The organism is Niallia sp. FSL M8-0099, assembly GCF_038006945.1.
GTDB classification, from domain to species: Bacteria; Bacillota; Bacilli; order Bacillales; family Cytobacillaceae; genus Niallia; species Niallia circulans.
In genome coordinates, this window is the sequence record NZ_JBBOWF010000002.1 from 641,169 (window position 1) to 663,218 (window position 22,050).

The 22,050-nt window shown below is 34.4% G+C and carries 16 protein-coding genes; 4 read left to right on the top strand and 12 right to left on the bottom strand.

The annotated features are described in order from the left end of the window. Positions 1-126 precede the first annotated feature (126 nt). From NSQ92_RS17965 to NSQ92_RS17995, 7 genes are all read right to left on the bottom strand, one after another. Positions 127-540, bottom strand: a complete 414-nt coding sequence (locus NSQ92_RS17965) for a TIGR03826 family flagellar region protein (RefSeq protein WP_095334308.1) — start codon at positions 538-540, stop codon at positions 127-129. Positions 541-553: 13 nt separating this feature from the next. Then, positions 554-1,246, bottom strand: a complete 693-nt coding sequence (locus NSQ92_RS17970; RefSeq protein WP_095334307.1) for a ComF family protein — start codon at positions 1,244-1,246, stop codon at positions 554-556. Continuing rightward, complete coding sequence (locus NSQ92_RS17975; RefSeq protein WP_341153023.1) at positions 1,243-2,742, bottom strand: DEAD/DEAH box helicase; 1,500 nt, start codon at positions 2,740-2,742, stop codon at positions 1,243-1,245. The genes NSQ92_RS17970 and NSQ92_RS17975 overlap by 4 nt, the downstream gene beginning before the upstream one ends. Positions 2,743-3,047: 305 nt before the next feature. After that, a complete protein-coding gene (locus NSQ92_RS17980; protein WP_341153024.1) occupies positions 3,048-3,734 on the bottom strand; it encodes a nuclease-related domain-containing protein in 687 nt (228 codons plus the stop codon). Between the two features lie 397 nt (positions 3,735-4,131). After that, positions 4,132-4,971 (bottom strand): DegV family protein, encoded by an 840-nt coding sequence (locus tag NSQ92_RS17985; protein ID WP_144544712.1) that lies wholly within the window; start codon positions 4,969-4,971, stop codon positions 4,132-4,134. 323 nt (positions 4,972-5,294) lie between these two features. Beyond that, a complete protein-coding gene (locus NSQ92_RS17990; protein WP_047943671.1) occupies positions 5,295-5,981 on the bottom strand; it encodes a response regulator in 687 nt (228 codons plus the stop codon). 189 nt (positions 5,982-6,170) lie between these two features. Further along, positions 6,171-7,310, bottom strand: coding sequence for a sensor histidine kinase (locus NSQ92_RS17995; RefSeq protein ID WP_341153025.1), 1,140 nt, complete (start codon positions 7,308-7,310; stop codon positions 6,171-6,173). Positions 7,311-7,869: 559 nt separating this feature from the next. On the opposite strand from NSQ92_RS17995, the gene NSQ92_RS18000 reads away from it, so the two are divergent. The 4 genes from NSQ92_RS18000 to NSQ92_RS18015 all read left to right on the top strand — a co-directional run bounded on the left by NSQ92_RS18000 (position 7,870) and on the right by NSQ92_RS18015 (position 12,670). After that, positions 7,870-8,502 carry a YigZ family protein gene (locus NSQ92_RS18000; RefSeq protein ID WP_341153026.1) on the top strand — a complete coding sequence of 211 codons (633 nt, stop codon included), beginning with the start codon at positions 7,870-7,872 and terminating at the stop codon, positions 8,500-8,502. Positions 8,503-8,633: 131 nt separating this feature from the next. After that, the gene (locus NSQ92_RS18005) at positions 8,634-9,737 is read left to right on the top strand and encodes an LCP family protein (protein WP_095334300.1); all 1,104 of its coding nucleotides are present in this window, start codon (positions 8,634-8,636) and stop codon (positions 9,735-9,737) included. Between the two features lie 271 nt (positions 9,738-10,008). Continuing rightward, a complete protein-coding gene (locus tag NSQ92_RS18010; RefSeq protein ID WP_341153027.1) occupies positions 10,009-12,378 on the top strand; it encodes a SpoIID/LytB domain-containing protein in 2,370 nt (789 codons plus the stop codon). Between the two features lie 154 nt (positions 12,379-12,532). Further along, positions 12,533-12,670, top strand: a complete 138-nt coding sequence (locus NSQ92_RS18015; protein WP_163186423.1) for a hypothetical protein — start codon at positions 12,533-12,535, stop codon at positions 12,668-12,670. Positions 12,671-12,733: 63 nt separating this feature from the next. Here the strand turns inward: NSQ92_RS18015 and NSQ92_RS18020 are convergent, their stop codons facing one another. The 5 genes from NSQ92_RS18020 to NSQ92_RS18040 form a co-directional block, all read right to left on the bottom strand. Beyond that, entirely contained in the window at positions 12,734-13,792 is a 1,059-nt protein-coding gene (locus NSQ92_RS18020) for a glycosyltransferase family 4 protein (RefSeq protein ID WP_123258255.1), read from the bottom strand. 299 nt (positions 13,793-14,091) lie between these two features. Continuing rightward, positions 14,092-15,645 carry a glycosyltransferase family 2 protein gene (locus NSQ92_RS18025; protein ID WP_341153028.1) on the bottom strand — a complete coding sequence of 518 codons (1,554 nt, stop codon included), beginning with the start codon at positions 15,643-15,645 and terminating at the stop codon, positions 14,092-14,094. Between the two features lie 161 nt (positions 15,646-15,806). Beyond that, positions 15,807-16,616, bottom strand: a complete 810-nt coding sequence (tagH, locus tag NSQ92_RS18030) for a teichoic acids export ABC transporter ATP-binding subunit TagH (protein ID WP_095334310.1) — start codon at positions 16,614-16,616, stop codon at positions 15,807-15,809. Positions 16,617-16,632: 16 nt separating this feature from the next. Further along, a complete protein-coding gene (locus NSQ92_RS18035) occupies positions 16,633-17,451 on the bottom strand; it encodes an ABC transporter permease (protein WP_144544704.1) in 819 nt (272 codons plus the stop codon). A gap of 506 nt (positions 17,452-17,957) precedes the next feature. After that, on the bottom strand, positions 17,958-21,842 hold the full coding sequence (locus NSQ92_RS18040) for a PA14 domain-containing protein (protein ID WP_341153029.1): 3,885 nt from the start codon (positions 21,840-21,842) through the stop codon (positions 17,958-17,960). Between the last annotated feature and the right edge of the window lie 208 nt (positions 21,843-22,050).

A 22,050-nucleotide genomic window follows, 5' to 3' on the forward strand; every position in this document is an offset into this window, starting at 1 on the left:
CATAAAATACATTCTTCTTACTATATCGGCCCAATGCTTTCTAACTTTATTTATTCAAGAAAAATGGTAAAATTTAATTAAAAAAGTTTAATAGAAAAATAATTCTATTAAACTTTTTTAATTATTCTACCTTTTATCTAATACTCGATAGGCTGATTTATTTCGTTCTTCAATTTCTCTTTTTCGTTCTTCTTCTTTTTCCATCACATTGAGATCATTCTGTATTCCTGATAAACAAGAATGACACAGCTTCCCTTCGCGAATAATCGTTCCACACTTGGCACAAGGATATCCAAGATTAGGGAATTGGGCAAGCTTGATTCTGCCTTTTTTAATAAATTTATAAATCAACGTTCTTTCTACACCAGTTGCTTCGACCACATCATCCATCTGTGCTGTGCGATTCTGCTTTTTGCGAATATATTGGTATACTTTTTCATAATCTGCTTCTTCTTGTTTATAGCATTTCAAACACACATCTCGAATGTTATTTAACACATATATATCGCCACAGTTTGGGCAATTCCCTAGTTCAGCCATCTATGATTCCTCCTCATCTTGCAATCGTAAAGGAAGTGATGGACTTTGCTCCCGCTTCCTTTAGCACTTTCGCTGCATTTCGTAACGTTGCACCTGTAGTATATATATCGTCCACCAGAACAATATCTTGAGCAATAACAGCCTCTTTCTGCTCTATTTTAAAAATATTTTCTATCTGTAATCGTTGTTTCCGTGTTTTTTTCGATTGTTTTTCACTATGTGTGCGCACAAGACCATTTACGTAAGGAACTTTTGCATAAAAGAGAACTGCCTCTACTTGATTAAAGCCTCTTTCGTACAAACGTTCGTCACTTAATGGAATGGGCATCACCACTTTATTTTTTCCGAAATCCTTCGGTAAAAATGAAACGAAGGCTGCAGCAATTTGATAGTCCCCTCTATATTTAAACCGTGCAATCGTTTCTTTCAAAAAATCATTGTACAAAAATAACGATTGGTTGGATTGCAGTATTCCTTTCCATTCCTCTACGCCCTCCCACTTTTGACAATCATGGCACATACCATCCTTAATATGAACAGATTCCAGCAACTGCAGAGATCGGCCACAAGTTCGGCAAGTATCTCCCTTTATTACTGCTAACTTCTCTTTACAACTGGCACATAAATAACATTCTGGTTCTTTTGAGAAAAGATAGGTCCAATTAAATTCCGGTATAACTGGTGCTAAACAAATCACACAAATCATAATAGAAGCATCCCCTTCTCTCTTGCTTCCTGATTGCTACTCTTAATTTGCTTTCGTGCTAATACCATATTATTTGTTTTTCCATAATGAAAAAAAGTTATCGTTCCATCTGGAAATTCCTTTTTCCTCCCTACTCTTCCCGCAATCTGTACAAGGGCACTCTCTGTGAAAATCCGATTTTCTGCTCCTAGCACTGCAACATCTACATTTGGAAAAGTGACGCCCCTTTCTAAAATCGTTGTGGTAACAAGCAAATTTACTTCTTTATTACGCATTTTTAGTACCTTTTCCTTTCGATCAGGATCTTCGGCATGAACTGTTTCAATCGTATCAACAATTGGCTGCAACAGCTTTTTTACTTTTTCCATATAATGAATTTTCGGCACGAATAAAAGCATTGATTTATTGTGTGGAACCCGTTTTCGAATCCAATCAACTAGCATGACAGGCAGCTTATCCTTTTTCAAGCCCTTTTCCCAATTCCCACACCATTGAAAATCTGGAACAGGCAACGGATATTGATGGAAGCGTGCTGGAATAGTCACAGAGTGTATTTTGTTATGCTTACACTTTTCTTGCCAGCCTTTATCGGGAGTTGCCGTTAAATAAATAAGTGTCGATTGTTCTTTCCTAGCTTTTTGCACAGCGTATTGAAGCGATTTATCGACGGAATATGGAAATGCATCCATTTCATCCAAAATAATGAGGTCAAAGGCTTGGTGGAACCGGAAAAGTTGGTGAGTCGTGCTAATGGTTAGCGGACTATACTGATGACGTTCTTCACTACCACCATAAACAGGCAGTACCTTTATTTCCGGAAAAACTTCCTGCAGTCGCGGAGCCAACTCGAGGACAACATCTGTACGAGGAGTAGCAATACATACACGTTGATTATCTCGCAGTGCTTTTTCAATTCCTTTAAAAAGAATCTCCGTTTTCCCAGCGCCGCACACTGCCCAGATAAGGAGCTCCGATTGTGCCTCGATAATTTGCTCCATTTTCTCTGATGCCACTTGCTGTCCTTGCGAAAGCCTGCCGCTCCATTGTAAAGTGATTTTTGATGTTTCTTGATCTCGTTCTGGTCCGTGCCATGTAATTAATGGGGTACATTCACTTATTCTCCCCATCATGATGCAATTTCGACAATAAGTGCAGTGTTCTTGACAGCGCGCGCAGGGAAAAGTAGCAAATAACTCCTGATTTTCATTGCCACAACGCATGCAAATATATTTATTGCGTGCTTTTTTCTCCACACCTTTCCTATATGAGCAATAACCATTTTCGTAATGTGTTTGGATTTCTTGTTCAGAGAAGGGGAGTTCAGCTAGTAGTAAAGCTTTACCTTGGAGCGTGGCTTGGAGTTGTGGATTAAATGGATAAGCTCTATTAAGCGACGGCGTTATCAGTTGATTTTGGGAAGCATTTGAGATTCGGAAAGAGTGAGGGGAATTACTTTTCGTTGGGAGTAATATATTGTCCTTTTGATAAAAACGCATTATTTTCCTCCTAGTTCTGATTTAAATTGAGTTAAGGTTAAATGATGAATCGTCTTTTTTCCACAGCCTGTTCTTTTCAGTTTCAAATTTGCTAATATCCTTGAAGCTATATAAATAGAGTCAACTTGCATGAACTGTCTTAGTTGTGAATTGCTTATTTCCTCTCCAAAAGCAGGTAATAATCCTTGAAAGTGGGGAGGGCAGCGTTTTTTGACTTATTGCTACAGCTAGGGCAATACCAATAGTGCATTTGTTTACATATCAAAAATTGATTACAGCTTTCACATTTCACTCCAGAAATAATATCACTTTTTCACCTGATATTTTTGCAAAATATCTGTATCTAAAGGAGTATTCTTTCTTTTAAGACATTTGATTAATCTCTTTCTTTCCTCTGTTAGAAGAAAAGATTCTTTATAGGAAGAAGTGAGTTTGGGAATCAATTCTGGTAAATATTCTTTATGAATGATGGTGTTTTTAAAGGTTTGAATTTGAGGAGAGGATAACCGCAAAATTGATTTTGGGTTACTAAATACAATGAGAGCGTAAATTGGAATAGCAGGAAATTGATTAGCTAATAGCCAGCCTTCAAACTGTCGCTTTAATCTGTTCACTTGAATAATAGGATCAGGAAATGCCTCTTTTTCTTCCTCCTTTATTCGTATCATTTGGTGTAAATCAGTATCAAAGTATAGCTCGCCAACAATATTTTTCACTTCAAGGATTAACGCATATTTCGCATGCAGAATTAATACATCAATTTGAAAAAAACGTTTTCCGTCCCATAGGCGTAAATCATGCAGAATAAAGTATTCATCATCTGGCAAAAAACTAAGTGGGAAATCCACTGCCTTCTCTCCCCTGTATCCTGCCAACTTCCGTTGATAATCTTGATTTATCAACGAAATATTAGGATGATTAGTTCTAATCCTCGAGAGCAAGGCCTCTAATTGGAGCGCTTGATGTGGATATTCAATTGGTTTTACGATCAACTGCTCACTTCCTTTCTTTTTCATACTGAATTTATTCTATATAGCCATTTGAAATTCCTGCCTATTTGATTAAAAAGGCTAATGTTAATAAAATCCGTGCTTTCTTGAGAGGATAGTAGTAATTTTTGTTGCATATTTAAGGCTTTTGTTTGTTGCTATTTTGCGTTTTCTTGTATGTATTTTGGCTTTGCTTGCGGCTTTTTTACTTTTACTTGCGATTTCTCCACTTTTCCTTGTGACCTCCCCACTTGCTTGCGACTTTCTCACATTTACTTGCGACCTTTCGACCTTTCCTTGCGCCCCCCTCACTTTTCCTTGCGACCTTTCGACCTTTCCTTGCGACTCCCACAAATAAATCCCGATTCTTTTCCAAGAACCGGGATTCCAAACAGCATTATTATCTTTTCTTTATCCAGCCAAGTCCCATTGATCCTTCTCCTAAGTGTGTACCAATAACAGCACCAAAGTAACTTAAAGAGAATTCGATATTAGGGAATTCTTGTTCTAATTCTGCTTTCCATTCTTTTGCTTCTTCTTCACGATTACCGTGGATGATGGCAGCGTAGTAGCTACCTCCATTCGTTTCTTCGCGGAGAAGTTCGACAATTCGCCTCATTGCTCTTTTTTTTGTGCGGATTTTTTCAAATGGAACGATTATTTTATCCTTAAAATGCAGCAATGGCTTTACCTGCAGGAGACTGCCGATGATTGCTTGAGCACTGGAAAGTCGGCCGCCTCTTTGGAGATTGGATAGATCATCTACCATAAAGTAGGCATTGCTTGTTTGTTTTAATTCGTCCAGAATGGGTATGATTTCTGCTGCGGTTTTCCCTTGTTGGACTAATTTGGCTGCTTCTATTGCATAGAAGCCTTGAACCATGCAGCTTATTTCTGTATCAAAAGCAAATACTTCAATGCCCTCGACCATGTCTCCAGCAGTAATGGCACCTTGATAAGTGCCGCTGATTCCGCTTGATAAATGAACACTTATTACTTCATCATAATTCTTAGATAGTTCTTCAAATAGCTCTACAAATTTTCCAATAGCTGGTTGAGAAGTAGTAGGCAGGTCCATCTTTTTAACTGCTTCATAAAATTCAGATGCGGTTAATTCTTTTTCCTCCTCATATACTTCTGACCCTAAGAAAACTGTCAATGGGATCATATATATATTGTACTTCTCCCTCACCTCTTTAGGAATATAGGCCGTACTATCTGTAACAATAGCTGTTTTCATGCAATTAGTTACCTTCCTTATCTATTCGTTTGTATACATATTTTAACTATAAAAGTTAATTAGCATTATCGATTAATTCTATTATAATGCACATAAAGAGGAATTTATATGGAATTTTAAATGGCAAGGAAATATTATAACAGATTTTTCACTTTAGAGGTTGATTAGGAGGGCAATATTTCTTTACTTTCACTTCCTACAATTTTATCGCATTTTCATATGATTGCAATTGCAACGAAAACACCAACCTCACCAAATAAAACAATTCGTTAAAAAAAGGAGTTTCCTCAAACCAACAAGTGATTTAGGTAACCCCTTTTTTCTTAACGAACTTCTACCCAACCGTTTTTAATAGCAACAACTACTGCTTGTGTACGGTCGTTCACATTCATTTTTTGTAAAATATTACTTACATGGTTTTTAACCGTTTTTTCACTAATAAATAGTGCCTCGCCGATTCCTCGGTTACTTTTTCCATCAGCAAGAAGCTGTAAAACTTCACACTCACGTCTTGTTAACAAATGCAATGGTCTTCTAATTTCTACTACTTGGACATGATGTTCATCCGAGTTCGCATTCTCTATTGCTAAACGGCGATATTCATTAACGAGATTATGGGTTACTTTCGGGTGTAAATAAGACCCTCCATCTGCTACTACCTTAACTGCTTCAATTAATGCATCTGCATCCATTTCCTTAAGCAGATAACCGCTCGCACCTGTTTTAAGGGCATGGGTTACGTAGTTTTCATCATCATGTATAGATAGGATGATGACTTTTGTTTCTGGAAATTTCTCTAGTAATTGTCTTGTTGCCTCTACACCATTAATGGTAGGCATATTTATATCCATGATTGTTACGTCGGGTTGGTATTCTTCGATTAGCTGAATAGCTTGTGTACCATCGTCTCCTTCAGCTACTACTTCGAAGCTCGATTCGAAGTCGAGAATTCTTTTTACCCCTTCTCTAAATAATTGGTGATCGTCAATAATAACTATCCTTGTAGTCAACTGCTCCGCCTCCCTTATTTTCTTTAAGCTCTTTTCGTCACAATGTTATTTTTGGCAGGAAATGAACTTCTTGCTTTCCTCTCCACACACTACTTGATAGGAGTCAAGCATCCTCCAATCCATTCAACACAAAAATGTTAAACTTCATTTTGGTTAAAATAACATACTTCTCGAAAACAGTCATTCTTATCATCTAATAGGAACGTTGATCATAACAATGGTTCCAACTCCAAGTTTGGAATCAATGGTTAATTCCCCATCCAGTAGTTCTACTCTTTCTTTCATCCCAATTAAACCAAAGGATTCTTCTTTTTTCTCATTCTTATCGAATCCTTTTCCATTATCCTTAACTAAGACGATAATTTGCTCCATTCGTAATTCTACTTTTACGGAGATATTAGATGCTTCTGCATGCTTTAAAGCATTTTGGACTGATTCTTGAACTAAGCGAAAAATTGCAACTTCATATTTGCTTGGAAGTCTTGTTTCTTTTCCGATGGTGGCAAACTCAATTTTTATTGAGTCATGATACTCTTCTGTTGTTTTCAAATATTTTTTTAGGGTCGGAATAAGGCCAAGATCATCTAAAGCCATTGGACGAAGATCATAAATAATTCGTCTTACCTCATATAATGCACTTCGTACCATCACTTTTAAATTTCTGATTTCTTCAAAGGCCTCTTTCGCCCCACGCTCTTTATATATTCTTTCCACTAAGTCAGAGCGCATCATTACATTTGCCATCATTTGTGCAGGACCATCGTGTATTTCTCGAGAAAGTCTTTTCTTCTCTTCTTCCTGGGCACCAATAATTTTCAGTCCGAAATCCTGCTTTTGTTTGGCGTCTTCGATTACTTCGCCAACTTGCTTTAAATCACTAACCAAATAATTCATCACGACAGAAATTTGTGTGACCAGATGTTCTGCCCGCTTAATGGTTTCATCTAGACCTAACAATCGACGCTCTAAATCATCGCGGCGTTCTCGATACTGCTTTTCTAAGTGCCGATTCACACTTAAATCCATTTGCAGTGTATGTGCTCTTTCATAAGCTTCGCGTACTTCTGCTTCTGAGTATTCATTAAAATGCTTACTCACTTCTGATAAGCGTTTACGGGCAAACCGAGACTGGATTTCTAGCTTGTCTCCTTTTTCTATCGTTTCTAATACAAGAACTTTCATTTCTTTTAATTCTTCGGTAAGGGTTTCATAATCTTGTCGACATTGTTCTCCAATACGAAAAATTTCATCTTTGCTTGAACCAACGGTTTTAATCATTTGTTCTACAATATAATCTAACGTTTTTGTGTCAAATTTCCTTATCAACATATTTAATTCCTCCAAAAAGGCTAAAACCCTTCCAACATCCATTCTTATTTTAGCTTGAAAGTTAATAATATGTTTAATTCATCGAAAAATAAATTAAAATCGTTATTTAGACATATATCCCCCCTATATAAAACCATGTCCGAAGACCTATTAACATCAAGAATTACTGTGAAAAAGTATGTAAAAATGCAATAATATAATCTTATCCTATTCTAAACCAAAAAAAAAGTAAAAGAAAATAGATAGATAACGGCGCCTGTAATCAAAGACTCGTAAGCCTCTCCATGAAATATAGCCCATACCATATGTAGCGGGTCTTTTCGAGCATGGAGTTTTACTTATTATATCATGCTTGCTAAATCGCTATATTAAGATTTGATTACAATGCGAACAATAATTGAACAATAAACAATGTCGAATTATAATGAAATAAGACTAATTATCGATTTTCTACTATTTTTTTATAGAAAATGGTTACAAAAAAAAGCTTATATAACGAACAAATATGATGAAACCGCCAATATTAGTGGAAAGAGACACAAAGAAAGGAGCTGCCCATATGCTTCCTTCCTATCTTACTGTGCCTAGCTACGGAGAATATGAACTAATTATTCAAAAATCACGCTTTATTGCTCATATCGCTCGAACAGAAACAGAAGAAGCAGCACAGGCTTTCATAGGAGAAATCAAGAAAAAACATAAAGACGCAACACATAATTGTTCTGCTTACTTAATTGGAGAGCATGATCAAATTCAAAAAGCAAACGATGATGGGGAACCGAGTGGCACCGCAGGAGTACCAATTCTTGAGGTCCTGAAGAAAAAAGGACTGAAAGATACAACAGTCGTTGTTACCCGTTACTTTGGTGGGATTAAGCTTGGTGCAGGTGGGCTTATTCGTGCTTATGGAAAAACAACCTCTGAAGGATTAGCAAATATCGGTATTATCGAAAGAAAGTTAAAGCAAATAATCAGTGTATCCATCGAGTATCCCTTACTTGGTAAAATAGAAAATGAATTGCGTTCAAAGAACTATGAAATTAAAGATATCCATTATTTAGAAAATGTCGAAATAGATGTCTTTGTAGATTCTGATGAGGTGGAGACTTATAAGGATTGGATAACTGACTTGACGAATGGACAAGGTATTATAAAAGAAAAAGCCACCTTGTACGCAGAAACCCTCATTTGAATTTTTTACAATTAATACAAAAATATACCTGGTATAGAAATAAATTACTAATTTACGTTAAAGAGTGATAGAGGTAAGATAGTATGTATAAATTTCATTCCGCTATTTCTTAATTCAAAAAGGAGAAACTTATGGCAAATAATACAAGAGAGACTTTAATAAAGGATACAAAGAAAAAGAAACGAAAAAAAATTAAGCTTTTTATTTTTGTCCCATTGCTGGTTATTATCTTAGCAGGGATTGGTTATGGAGCTACCTTATATTCAAAGGCAAAATCAGTGGCAGATGATTCTTACGAGCCAATTGACCGTGATTCTAAAAGGGATACAAAAGTAGATCCAAACATCGATGACGTTTCAATTTTATTCATTGGAGTAGATGATAGTAAGAAAAGATCGAGCAAATCTGGCACAACCCGTTCTCGTTCCGATGCTCTCATGCTTGCTACTTTAAATGAAAAAGAAAAATCCGTTAAATTGCTGAGCATCCCACGTGATTCCTATGTGTATATTCCGGAACGTGGCTATTCTGATAAAATTACTCATGCCCATTATTTCGGCGGAGTTTCATCAACTTTAGACACAGTGGAAGAATTGCTAGATATTCCTGTTGATTATTATGTAAAAATGAATTTCGATGCCTTTATGGATGTAGTAGATGCATTAGGTGGAATTGATGTCGATGTTCCAGTAACATTTACAGAACAAAACTCAAAGGATAAAGCAGGCGCCATTCATCTTGAAAAAGGTTATCAAGAATTGGACGGCGAACAAGCACTTGCCCTTGCACGAACAAGAAAAATCGATAACGACATTGAACGTGGGAAAAGACAACAATTAATTATGCAAGCCATTATGAAAAAAGCAGTCTCTATCGAAGGGATTACCAAATACTCAAAAGTGATGGAAGCGATCGGAAGCAATATGACAACAGACTTATCATTTAGCGATATGCAATCTTTAATTGCATATGCAACTGCGGATAATGGTTTACAAGTGGAGACACTAACGCTAGCTGGAACTGACGGCCGTGTCGATAATAAGTACATCTATCAATTGGATGAAACAGCATTAGCAGAAACAAAATCGATTCTTCAGCAACATTTAGGAATCACTAAAAGTCTTCAATCTGACTCCAACAGTACAACGGATACAGATACAACAGTAGACACTGAATCAAATACTAATACTAATACTAATACAAGCACTACAACAGACACTTCTACTTTAAATTAATCTTTATACCTGACATACACTTATCTTCTGGTGTATGTCTTTTTTTGCAAAAAATTTATACTTCTTCTGCTTACATCTATATTTGCCTTCACTCGACTTCTATCAAAACTATTTACCTCTTAAAATACCAGTATTACCCACGAAACAATAGTATAAAAGTATGATAGAATCATACTAGCTTCATGATGAAAGAAAGTTTTACTCTTCTCTCGTTCCAATGGTTTCAATTAAATTACAGATCTACATCAATTAAATAAAAGGAGCAACGATATTGAAAAAAATATTCTCATTGTTGTTATCATTCATCTTATGTATTTCTCTATTACCTACAATTGGACAGCCCACTTATGCAGCAAGCGGCAGTGAACCACAAGTACATGTTATGCTAAAAAATTATCTAGGAAACAAAACTCAAATTAGCATTGCACCATCAGGAACATATAAAACGACAGATGGAAAAATTTCCTTAAACAATACAACAGCCTATACCCTTAAAATAGAACAAGCTAAACTTAAGCTATATAAAGGAAGTACTTTTCTTTATGAAGCTGATTCATTAACATTTGCTCCATCCAATCCTGATGATTATCTAACAATTAACAATAGAAAATACAAAGGTTCTTTTACCTTTATGATGGAAACGATAAATGGTTCTAATTATGTTCGCCCGGTTAACACTCTTGGGATGGAAGAATATCTTAAAGGCGTTGTTCCGAGTGAAATGCCTGCTTCCTGGAATATAGAAGCTTTAAAAGCACAGGCAGTGGCAGCAAGAACATATTCTTGGAATTATGGCGGCAAAACCATTACAGATACAATCAGCCATCAAGTATATGGTGGCTTAAATGATTCCCATCCTAATTCAGATCAAGCAGTTGAAGCAACAACTGGCCAAGTCCTAAAATTTAATAATCGCTTAATTGACGCTGTTTTCTCTGCAAGTAACGGCGGGGTAATGGATTCGGCGAAAAACGTATGGGGCAATGATTTTGCTTATTTAGTAAATGCACAAGATTCGTTTGATACAAGCTATACATGGAGCTTCAATGTTCAGAAAGCCCAAATAAATATGCAAGATTATGATGTAGCAAACCCAGATGCTTGGTGGAATAAAGTTTCTGAAAAAGACAGCACCATTACAACGAATATAAAAAAATGGTTAAATGATAATGGATATAAGGATAAAGACATCAAAATTGTCGCTGTTCCTACCTTATCTTTTGATAACCCTTCTACAACGAAAAGAGTAAGCACAGGTTCTATCTCCATTCAATTCTATGTAAAAAATCAGAGAGATTCAAAAGGAGCACTCCTTTTACAAGAAATAAAACAGGCAAATGTGACAGCATCGAAAGTAAGAGCAATCATCGGCATAAATAATGTAAAAAGCTATCTCATTACAAAGAGCTCTTCTACTGTTGATACACACAGCATCGCTGGAAGAGGATATGGACATGGTGTTGGTTTAAGCCAATATGGAGCAAATAACCGCGCAAGTGCTGGACAGAAGTACAATACAATCTTAGCGTTTTATTATCCTGGAACACAATTAGTTACAGAATACAGTAAGACTGCTGCAATTACAGTTCCTGAACTAAAAGAAGGAAAAGCTGAATTTAATCAAGCAAACAATACGGTTAAAGTGGGCTTTACCCTAACAAAAGCAGCTAGTACTGTTGTAACAATTAAAGATAACGATGGAAACAGTGTTGCTACACTTTTAAACAATGGTGCCTTACAAGCTGGTAGTTACGATTATACTACTAATGCTTCAAGCTGGAATAATGGCAGTTACACAGCTGAAATAACAGCAACGGACATTGCGAATAATAAAGTGACAACGAACATTGCCTTCCAGGTCGCAAAAATAGAAGTGCCAACTATTAGTATTAGTTCCATCAAAACTGCATATGATCAGAAAGGCAATACTATTAATGCATCCTTCGCTATCAATCAACCATCTAAAGTAACGGTGACGATTTCGGACAGCAAGAATAAAGTAATGAAAACTTTAGCTAGCAATAAGTCTCTATCTGCCGGTACGTCCTCCTATAAATGGGATGTCCGTAGTGTAAAAGATGGCACTTATACGCTAACGATAAAAGCGGTTAATAATATAGGAAAAGAAAAAACAGAGAAACAAAATTTCACGCTTAAAAAAGCTGTTGCACCAACAATAAAAGATGTAAAAACAAGCTATGATACAGCAGGTAACAAGATAAAGACTAGCTTTAATATCAATCAATCAGCAACATCCACAGTAAAAATCTTGAATAGTAAAGGCAAGGTAGTTAAAACTCTAGCCTCCAATAAATCATTAAAGACAGGAATCCATTCTTTTACTTGGAGTGTTGGAAAAGCAGCAGACGGCAGCTACACTGTGTCTGTAGAGTCTGTAAACGGAAGTAAACTAAAGAGTACAGTTACGAAAAAGTTCACCTTATATAAAGTAAAGACAGGGACTGTAAAAGCTTCTAATCTTAATATTAGACAAAAAGCTTCCACCTCTTCCAAAAAGGTTGGTTCGATCCCAAACAATAAGAAAGTAACCATATACGCGAAAAGCGGTTCTTGGTACAAAATTAAGTATGGGAAAGTCACTGGTTATGTATCAGCACAATATGTGAAAAATGTGAAATAGCCAAAAAGGTAATTATTATATAGAGCACGGAGCATAGTCTCTGTGCTCTTTTTTATTCACTCCCTTAAATAATAGATAGAAAATCGAATTAAAAGCTTGCAAATTTGTACATACTATTTTTATTGGTATTAAAGTAGTTAAGCGAGGGATTGAAATGAAAAAGTTAAATATTTTCAATAAAGTTACTCCTGAACACTTAAAGCATTATGATAGTGAGATCTTTCATCTTGATGATGAAGAAGGAGAAGAAATAGATTCATTTTCTCTCAAGAAAGAGAATGAATGGATGTAAATGCATAATAATAAAAGTCGGGAATGTCTCCGTTATTAGAGACATTCCCGACTTTTATAATCATTATTTTTTTTCTGCTGAATATCTTATATCATTGATAAATTTTAAGATAGGTTTATAATTCTTCCCTACCAATCCTATTTTCTCTACGATTAATTCAATAACCAGCAATACTGTAACAATTAATAAAATGGCTCCCCACACCTTAGCTTGGGAAAAAATAACAGCAACTAAGCCAAAGAAAGAGGCCATTGCATAAATAATAATTACTGTTTGTCTATGAGTAAAACCTACATTTAACAAACAATGATGCAAATGCGATTTATCAGGCGCCATTAACGGCTGCTTATTCACTAAACGACGAATGATCGCAAAAAACGTATCGGAAATAGGAACCCCTAAGATAATCACAGGAATAACAAAGGAAATTAACGCTACATTTTTAAATCCGAGTAATGACATAACTGCTATTATATAGCCGAGAAATAACGCACCCGTATCCCCAAGGAAAATCTTAGCAGGATAAAAATTAAAGAATAAAAAGCCTAATGTGGCCGCTAAAACGATAGAGGAAATAGCAATTACATACCCATTCCCCATAATCATAGCCATTCCAGTAATCGTAAATAATGCGATACTAGAGACTCCTGATGCTAGACCATCTAATCCATCAATTAAGTTCATAGCATTGGTTATTCCTACAATCCACAGAATAGTGATCGGAATATCTAAGAACCCAAACTCCAATTTACCTCCAAAAGGAAGATTGATGAATTCTACCTGTACTCCACCCCAAACAACAACAATCACGGCTGCTAATGTTTGCGCTAGAAATTTCACTTTCGCTGAAAGATTATAAATATCATCCAGCATTCCAGTTACAATGATCACAGCACTACCAAGTAAAATAGGATAATGATAATCTTTATCCGGATTAATAATTAATGCTCCAATTAAAAAACTTATATATATTGCTAAACCACCCATGCGAGGCATAACTTTCTGATGAACTTTACGTTGTTCTGGTTTATCCATTGCTCCTAATTTAAATGCAAGCTTTTTTACTACAGGAGTAAGCAAGATAGAAGCGATAAAACATACAACAAGCATTATATAAATCATATAGATCCTCCCTAATGCCTTAATAACGCACATTTGTAGGCATCCGTCTTTCCTTACAATATCGAGATTTATTATAGCACATTTATGAGATACTTGGTCTCTATAATTTACTATCTTTTTTTACAATTATATTACATAAAAATAATTGCTTTGTTTACTATCATAATATAAGACGTATAAAAATCCAGAAGGTTTCAACTGATTAATACATTTTTCACCAATTATCGTTCGTTCAATAGAGTTAGTATACGATTTTTCATGTAAGAAAACAGTGACTTAAAAAAGCCACTGTTTTCTTTCTATTTTCCAACATTCAATCCTAAATTAGAGTTAACGGTTGTATAAAAATGAAAGGATTTTTTATCTAATACTTTTTGATGAGGATCTATTCGGCTTATACTTACTTTTTGATAATCATTATATTTAATAAAGATTCCATAGCTTCCTTTTGCTAGCTGTATTAATGCTGAGTTAGGTAAAAATGTTTCATAGAGATACTCTTCAGCTTTCGAAATAGAGAAGGAATATTGATCGTCTGGATTGCTTCGATTTCGAAAAATTAATTCATTTAAATTCTCCGTATAATCTCCATATACATAGAATTTAAATGTATAACCATCTTCTTGGAAACTTCCGTCCTTAAAGAAAGCTGCCATTGATACTCTTATATGTTCATACCCTTCAACAGGAGTGATCATATGTGGTAAGTTATCATTAACGATAACTTCCTTCACTTTTTGGCTTTTATCCCACATAAATAATTTTGCTATTTTGTCAAATTCACCATTTAGGTACATTTGATAAGCAGATTTATTGATATGATGGAAAAATTGATTTGTTATATCATATTTTAAATCCTTTGTTGTTTCGACTACCTCTGCAAATTTTTTAAAATAGGCACTCTTATTTTTGCTTTTGAAAAAATGCTGTCTATTAAAAAATCTTGTAATACAGTCAAACTCATATAATCTATTTAAAATCATTTTTTCTATTTGTTCATCCAATTGCTTTGCTTTAACATAGTTAATAACTTTAATATTCGTATCCATTTTATGCATGATATCTGTTTGTTTCGTTAGTGAAGCATTATTTTCATCCAAACGATTTAAATAGTAAATCGTTTTGGTTGTAGTGGAGATGGCGCGCGCATGGACCAAAACATCGATGAAAAACTGCTTGTCCTCAGCAAATTTCATTTCTGGATACTTAATATTATTTTCCTTTAATAAAGATGTTTTTACCATTCTTGCTCTTGGTCCTAAATGTTGAAAGATATGGGGAATTGAAGTAGGAAGTACACTTCTTCTTTCCATGCATGATTCATGTTCTCCAACAATCTTTGTTGATTTGCTTTCGACCTGAATCGTTTTCCCAACCACATAATCATCATTAGTTTCTTTTAAAATAGAATACAATGTCTGTAAACCATCTTCTTCTAACCAATCATCTGCATCTAAAAATGTCACATATGGAGAAGTAGATAATTCTATTCCTAAATTCCTTGGATGTCCAGGCGTACCGGTGTTCTTTTCCAGAAAAACAACTTTAATACTATTTGGATATCTTTTAGCATAATCTAGCAGAATAGGTCGTGAATTATCAGTCGATCCGTCGTCTACTAGGATATATTCCACTTGATTAAAATCCATTGTTTGATTAATGACAGATTCAACCGTTTTCTTTATATTTTCCTCTGCATTATATACCGGAGTAACAACTGTAACTAATTTGTCCATTTTCTTCTTAAATATTCCTAAAATGTTTGCTTTTTTTTCATATACATAGTATCCATCCGTGTTGTAATGAATATTATTCTCTCTTTCAAAGCTATTTCGGTTATAGGATTCAGTCATTCCATTAACCTCCCCAATCCATATGTATTTTCCAATATATAAATTACTATTATATCTATCATTCATCATATACCAAGAAAAAGTAATTTTCCATTATTATTCCACATATTCTACGAACTAAAACAAATTTACACAAATAAGAAACCGCCTTATCTGGCGGTCTATATTTTTCCAATATATTCGGGATCACTTTGCTTTTTAAAGCCCTGTTCTCTAAATTCCCTTTTTTCTTTATCATTCATCTTTTTATACTTAGCTAAGAATTCTTCATAGGCAGGGATAACTTCATCAATTTTCCCTTCCATTTTCAGTTGACCATGTTCTAACCATATTCCTTTTTGACAGAATTTTTTCATCTGGCCAATCGAATGACTGACAAAGAACATCGTTTTTCCATTTTTTTTGAATTCATCCATTTTCGCTAAACACTTTTCAGCAAAAGCTTTATCTCCTACAGATAATGCCTCATCAATTATTAAGACATCTGGATTTGTATTTACCGAAATGGCAAAGCCTAGACGTGATTTCATCCCACTAGAGTATGACTTCACAGGCTGATCAATAAATTTTCCTAATTCAGCAAATTCAATAATTCCTGGTTCCAGCTCTTTTATTTGTTCTTTCGAAAAACCAAGCATCAAACATTTCAATTCAATGTTTTCTCTACCCGTAAGTTCATTATTCACACCAGCAGCTACAGCAATTAAAGAGGCTTGCCCATCGATTTCTACTGTTCCCTCTGTCGGTGGAACAATCCCTGCAATAATATTCGATAGAGTAGACTTACCTGATCCGTTTACTCCGACAAATCCAATAACATCGCCATGATTTGCCTCAAAGTTGATATCTCTTAAAGCATAAAAAGGTTCCCCATAACTTTTAGGCAAGAAAATATCCTTTAATTTATCGCTGCTATTTTCATATAATTTATACCGTTTTGTTAAATTTTTAACAATAACTGATTTCTCCATTAAACCACTTCCAATTTTATAAAAAGTCAATAAAGTGTTTTCTAAATCTAACGTGCATATACGTTCCAACAAAAAGTAACACAAGTACTAAACTCCAGAAATAGATCGTAATTCCTAAATGCTCTGTGACAAACCAGCCTTGTCCTAAAAGGGCATAGCGATAACCCTCAATTAAATAATAAACCGGATTTATCTGCATAACTTTCTCAAATTTCTCTCCTAGATGATTAGCAGGCCACAAAATCGGAGTTAGATACAAAAGAACCCTCATTAAAGATTGTAAAAGCATTTGAAAATCTCTTACAATGGTAGAAATAGTTGAAGTTATTAATGCAAGCGCAAATAAAAACATAACTGCAGCAAATAAGAAATACGGAATCTGCAAATAGTATATGGAAATTGGATACCCAATAAATTGATAAATAATCATTACTAGAACCATTAATAATAATTGAGGATACAATAATGACATAATGACATAAGAAGGTATAACACTTAATGGAAAATTCATCCTTGATACCATTCTTAAACGCGTGTAAATAGATTTAGAACTTTTTGTTATGGCAGGATATATAAAGAACCAAATCAAAATACCTGCAAGCATCCATATAAAATATGGATAGGTTTCTCCATTAACACCTTTTACATCATGTCTTTTTTGTACAAATCCGAATACAAACCAATATATCGAAATTTGGATTGCTGGATTGATTATTTCCCACAAGATCCCTAAATAGTTATTGCGGTTAGCACTTTTTAACTCATAAAGGGATAATCTTCTAATTAAATGAAAATGATTAACTTGCTCTTTTAATACTTTAACAATAGAAGCCATTATCTTATAGAACCTTTCTTTAAGCTGTTCCCATTATCTATTCTCACCAAAATTAATGGGATTACACTATATATATTTATTTTGAGGAATACAATGTTTATTTCTTGTTTAAATTAATCATACGTTAACATAAATTGCAATGCCTATATTACTATACATCCTTTCCGCTTATTTTGAAATGAAATATTTCAACCTAGATCATACAATCTATCAAACATTATATAAAGAAAAAAGATAGATTTCAAACCTTATCATAAATACCTTTCATTCCACTACCGATAGAGGTAGTAACAGCAAGGTATTTATACTATCTTTACTACCCTATATTTTGAAAGTTTTAACCAATAAAAGGTATTGGTTAAAACTACGATTCACACCCTCAGCTTCAGGAGACCGCTGAAACAACCTTCTTATCCATAAAAAGCCAAACAATCAACATGTAATTGTTTGGCTTTGACTTTAAATCCGGTTGGAACACTTGTATTCTGACCTTGTTAATTCGCTTTTTATTTGTATTTAGGTATCTCTAAATCCATACGATAAGAAGTTAACATATTATATAAATTATACATACTGCTTACTTGTTTGCTTGCCCATCCTATATCTGTAGCATATTGATGTACACCAGGTTTCCCCGGATTCCAGCGCATTTTATAGAGTGTGTCTTGTTTATATGTTGCATTATTAATATAATTCTTCCCTATAAACTCTGCTCCACCTATGATTGCTTTTTCTGGAGTATCCCAGCCCATCTTGTATGCATATTCAGATCCGCTCTTTACTGCAGAGCCATCCACTGCCCCGATACCATACATATTATATACCTTTTTCGGTGTAACTTTCTTTCCACCGACACTAGAAACCTTTATACCAGTTGCCAGACTTGAAGTTCCATTTCCAGTTTCTAATAGAGCATGGGAAATCAAATAAATTTCATTAATACCATATTTTTCTCCCGCTTTATTGAATGAACTTCCTTTTCCAGCTAAAATCCCTCTATTTTTGAGTATTTTATCATTTACTTCTTTTGAATTTAGATTCGCACTAGAAGATAATAATAAAAATTGTAGTTTCTGCTTGTTGTCATTCTCAAAATTACTTGGATTCATATAATATTTTATGTCAGTTGGACTAGCGTTTACCCACGTATTATATTTAACTGTATATTTTGGTGTTATATCTGGTTTAACTTTCCCTACTGGCACCGAATATTTATAAAAGTCAACTTCATACCAATACATCCCGTCACTGTCTTTCTTAGCTGTTTTTGATAGAATAGTAACTTTATAATCCCCTTTAAAGGTACCTATAATCCAACTATTTTTGTTGGTCCCACCTCTAACATTCCACGTACCGCTCTTAACAAAACCATAATCATTCTTGCTACTTACATATTCAAAGGCATCTTCTCTCATATATGCTTTATACTTTTTATCTGTTTGCGCATTTTTGCTAAGTTGAATATTCACGGCATCGTTTAACGAAGTTTTCAAGTCATTATAAGTTTTTGTCACTACTTTTGATTTTTCCATATCAAAAGAAAGATGCGCATCGCCGCTTCCCTCATAATATTTAATCACAAAAGTATGCTTCCCTTTTGGTAGATAGTAACCAATTACTTCTTTTGTTTTACCAATATTTCCATTCCAAGCATCGATTAGTACTTTTCCATCAACCTCAAGTACTGCTCCGTTATCTGCTTTCAGTTTAAAATTGTAATTACTGTTCTCTGTAACATTAAGCACTTTCTTGTAAACAGCCGAAAACTTGTTAGAAGGAATGGCACTATCAGGAGACCCTTTCTTCCAATTAAAATCGATGTTATAGATTTTATTTAAAGAATCTTTTCCGCCAATAACAACATTTCTCTTTGAATCTGTTACCTTGTAAGAAGGTAATTGATTTTTGTTTATTACCTCTGGATAATACTCTGCATACCAAGTACCATCAAGCATGTTTTGTTCATTATATGGCTGGATAGAGACTTGGAATTTAGCTGTTGATTTATTGTCATAGTATCTCACTTCAATCCAGTGAACATTATCGCCATTTACATTATCTATTTTTACCTTTGTTGCTTTTTCACGATAAGAACCATTTTTCCAATTATCAACGACAAGTTTTCCATCTATATACACTCTTACACCATCATCTGATAATCCTCTAATAACATATTCGCCTGCATCCAGCCTTTTAGCAGTCACATATTTTGCTGAAAAATTATCTTTATTAATTTTTGAAATCGGCGCATTTTTCCCATAATCCTTGGTAAGCGTATTAGAATTAGAATTATTGATTACATTTGATGTAACCGGAGCTCCAGAGAGATTTTTATTATTATAATAATAAGCCACCCAATTACCTAAAGGCTGGATATCAGCAAACGCATAAGCATTTCCTGTTTTCTCCATATAATCTGTTTGAATGATATGTTCTCCCTTTCCTGCTCCTTTAATAATTGCCTTATCAAATGTCCCACTAGAATTCTTCCAACGATCGATTACCGTCTTATTATCTAGTTTTACACGAATGCCGTCATCTGCAAAAGTGGAAACAAAATAATCATTGCTTCCCGAAACTTTACGTAAAAAAGAGGCGGAGAAATTATCTTTTGGCATCCCTACAAGAGGAGCATCTTTTTTCCAAAGATACTGGATGCTTGAAACTTTATTCTTTGAATTTAATCCACCTATAACTGTTCCATTGCCAGATAAACTGGTGTTAGGATAAAAAATATTCATCCATTCCTGGTTTGTAACTACTTGATTAATAGGCTTAATATCAAAATTCAATTTCGCATTTCCCTTTTTCTCAAGATATTCCACTCTTATCCAATGAATGTTTCTTTTCGATGAATCTGCTTCATTAGTTCTATCGCTTATATTAATCTTATATGCGTCTTCCTTTGAATTCGCAGAAGTCCAACGGTTGATAACTAATTTATCATCCACATAAACACGAATGCCATCATCTGCGACAGAACGGATTACATACTCACCTTGATTAAGCCTTAAGGCAGTTGTAAAGCTTGCTGAAAAATTATCTTTTGGTATACCAGACATTGGGGCATTCTTGCCATAATTAAAACTAAATGCTCCTTTGCCATCCCCTTTTAAAATGGTTTTATTTGCAGGGGCACCTTTTAAGCTAGTATTAGAATAATAGTAGCCAAGCCATTGTCCTAATGGAAGAACATCTGCATTTACAAACGCCTTACCTGTCTTTTCAAGATAATCTAACTGAAACACATTATTATTCTGATTTAGATTGGTGATTAATGCCTTATTGGCTTTACCTGAGCTACCTGTCCAGCGATCAAACAAAATAGAATTATTTATTTTCGCTCGTACACCATCATCCGCAAATGTATAAACAAAGTAATCCCCTTTATTTAAAAGCTTATAAAACGATGCTGAGAAATTGTCCTTATTGGTTGAAGCATTTGGCGCGCTTTTCCCCCAATTGTATTTAATATCTTTTATTCCTGTTGAAACAAAAGCGTTCCCTGAAACGTTTGTATTATTAAAATAGGACGCAAACCAAGTGGATGTTGATAATGCTTCTTGAACTGGTTTTAGAGAAAATTGCAAATAACTTTTTCCTGTTTTCTCTACATATTCAATTCGAATTTCATGGACATCCTTTCCTTGGCTATTCTCAATCTTTATTAGTCTAGTATCTTGAGAAACTCGATCACTATCGAGAACTAATTTCCCATCAATGTAGATACGTGTATCATCGTCATGCTTTGTTTGTAAAATATAATTTCCTGCTGGCAATTTTTTATAGGTAAAAAATTTAGCAGAAAAATGATTAGATCCAATTCCTTTAGCATTAGGCTTACCATACTGATAATCAAAGCTTAAATTGCCATTTTTATCTGGTGTAAATACTAAGGCATCTTCCGGATTGCCACTGAATTTTTCATTATTGTAAAAGTAACCAATCCATGAGCCGAAAGGAAGCATATCTGCAAATAATACAGCATTTCCTCCGCCTTCATAATATTCAGTTTTTACGGTGTGATTGCCCGCAGATAAATTAGTCATTGGTGCTGCTGAGTAATTTCTACTTGAACTTGTCCAACGATCGATTTTCTTTTGATTATCCAAATACATTCTCACACCATCATCTGCATAGGTATGAAGAAAATAATCTTTTTGTGATTCCGAAATAGTTATATTTTTTTCAAAGCTAGCGGAAAAATTATCTTTATTTATTCCGGCTATAGGCTCGTTTTTCCCCCAATTAAATCTTATATTGTTATACGATTTAGAAATAGGTGTTTCTGATAAGTTTTTATTATTGTAAAAATTGGAGGACCATGTATTTTCTGCTGCTTTTATGTTCGTTTGGGGTGACATTAACAACAAAAGAAAACATAAAAACAAAGCTGTACCTGCTATTCTCCAAAATACTCGAGTTTCTATTTCCCACTCACTCCTATCTATTTTTTCTATATTCTATTATCTAGTAAAATGGTAAATATGTTAAGAGGATTCGACGAAATTTTGTAGGTAATATTATCTATTTTTTATCGATTCTTGTCAAAATTGCTATTTTTATAAAAATTCACCCATCCACCAGAACTAGTCCATA

Excerpts from the sequence above, each read along its gene's own strand:
- NSQ92_RS17965 (WP_095334308.1), bottom strand. The coding sequence starts at position 540 with ATGGCTGAACTAGGGAATTGCCCAAACTGTGGCGATATATATGTGTTA.
- NSQ92_RS17970 (WP_095334307.1), bottom strand. The coding sequence starts at position 1,246 with ATGATTTGTGTGATTTGTTTAGCACCAGTTATACCGGAATTTAATTGG.
- NSQ92_RS17975 (WP_341153023.1), bottom strand. The coding sequence starts at position 2,742 with ATGCGTTTTTATCAAAAGGACAATATATTACTCCCAACGAAAAGTAAT.
- NSQ92_RS17985 (WP_144544712.1), bottom strand. The coding sequence starts at position 4,971 with ATGAAAACAGCTATTGTTACAGATAGTACGGCCTATATTCCTAAAGAG.
- NSQ92_RS17995 (WP_341153025.1), bottom strand. The coding sequence starts at position 7,310 with ATGTTGATAAGGAAATTTGACACAAAAACGTTAGATTATATTGTAGAA.
- NSQ92_RS18000 (WP_341153026.1), top strand. The coding sequence starts at position 7,870 with ATGCTTCCTTCCTATCTTACTGTGCCTAGCTACGGAGAATATGAACTA.
- NSQ92_RS18005 (WP_095334300.1), top strand. The coding sequence starts at position 8,634 with ATGGCAAATAATACAAGAGAGACTTTAATAAAGGATACAAAGAAAAAG.
- NSQ92_RS18015 (WP_163186423.1), top strand. The coding sequence starts at position 12,533 with ATGAAAAAGTTAAATATTTTCAATAAAGTTACTCCTGAACACTTAAAG.
- NSQ92_RS18020 (WP_123258255.1), bottom strand. The coding sequence starts at position 13,792 with ATGATTTATATAATGCTTGTTGTATGTTTTATCGCTTCTATCTTGCTT.
- NSQ92_RS18025 (WP_341153028.1), bottom strand. The coding sequence starts at position 15,645 with ATGACTGAATCCTATAACCGAAATAGCTTTGAAAGAGAGAATAATATT.
- tagH (WP_095334310.1), bottom strand. The coding sequence starts at position 16,616 with ATGGAGAAATCAGTTATTGTTAAAAATTTAACAAAACGGTATAAATTA.
- NSQ92_RS18035 (WP_144544704.1), bottom strand. The coding sequence starts at position 17,451 with ATGGCTTCTATTGTTAAAGTATTAAAAGAGCAAGTTAATCATTTTCAT.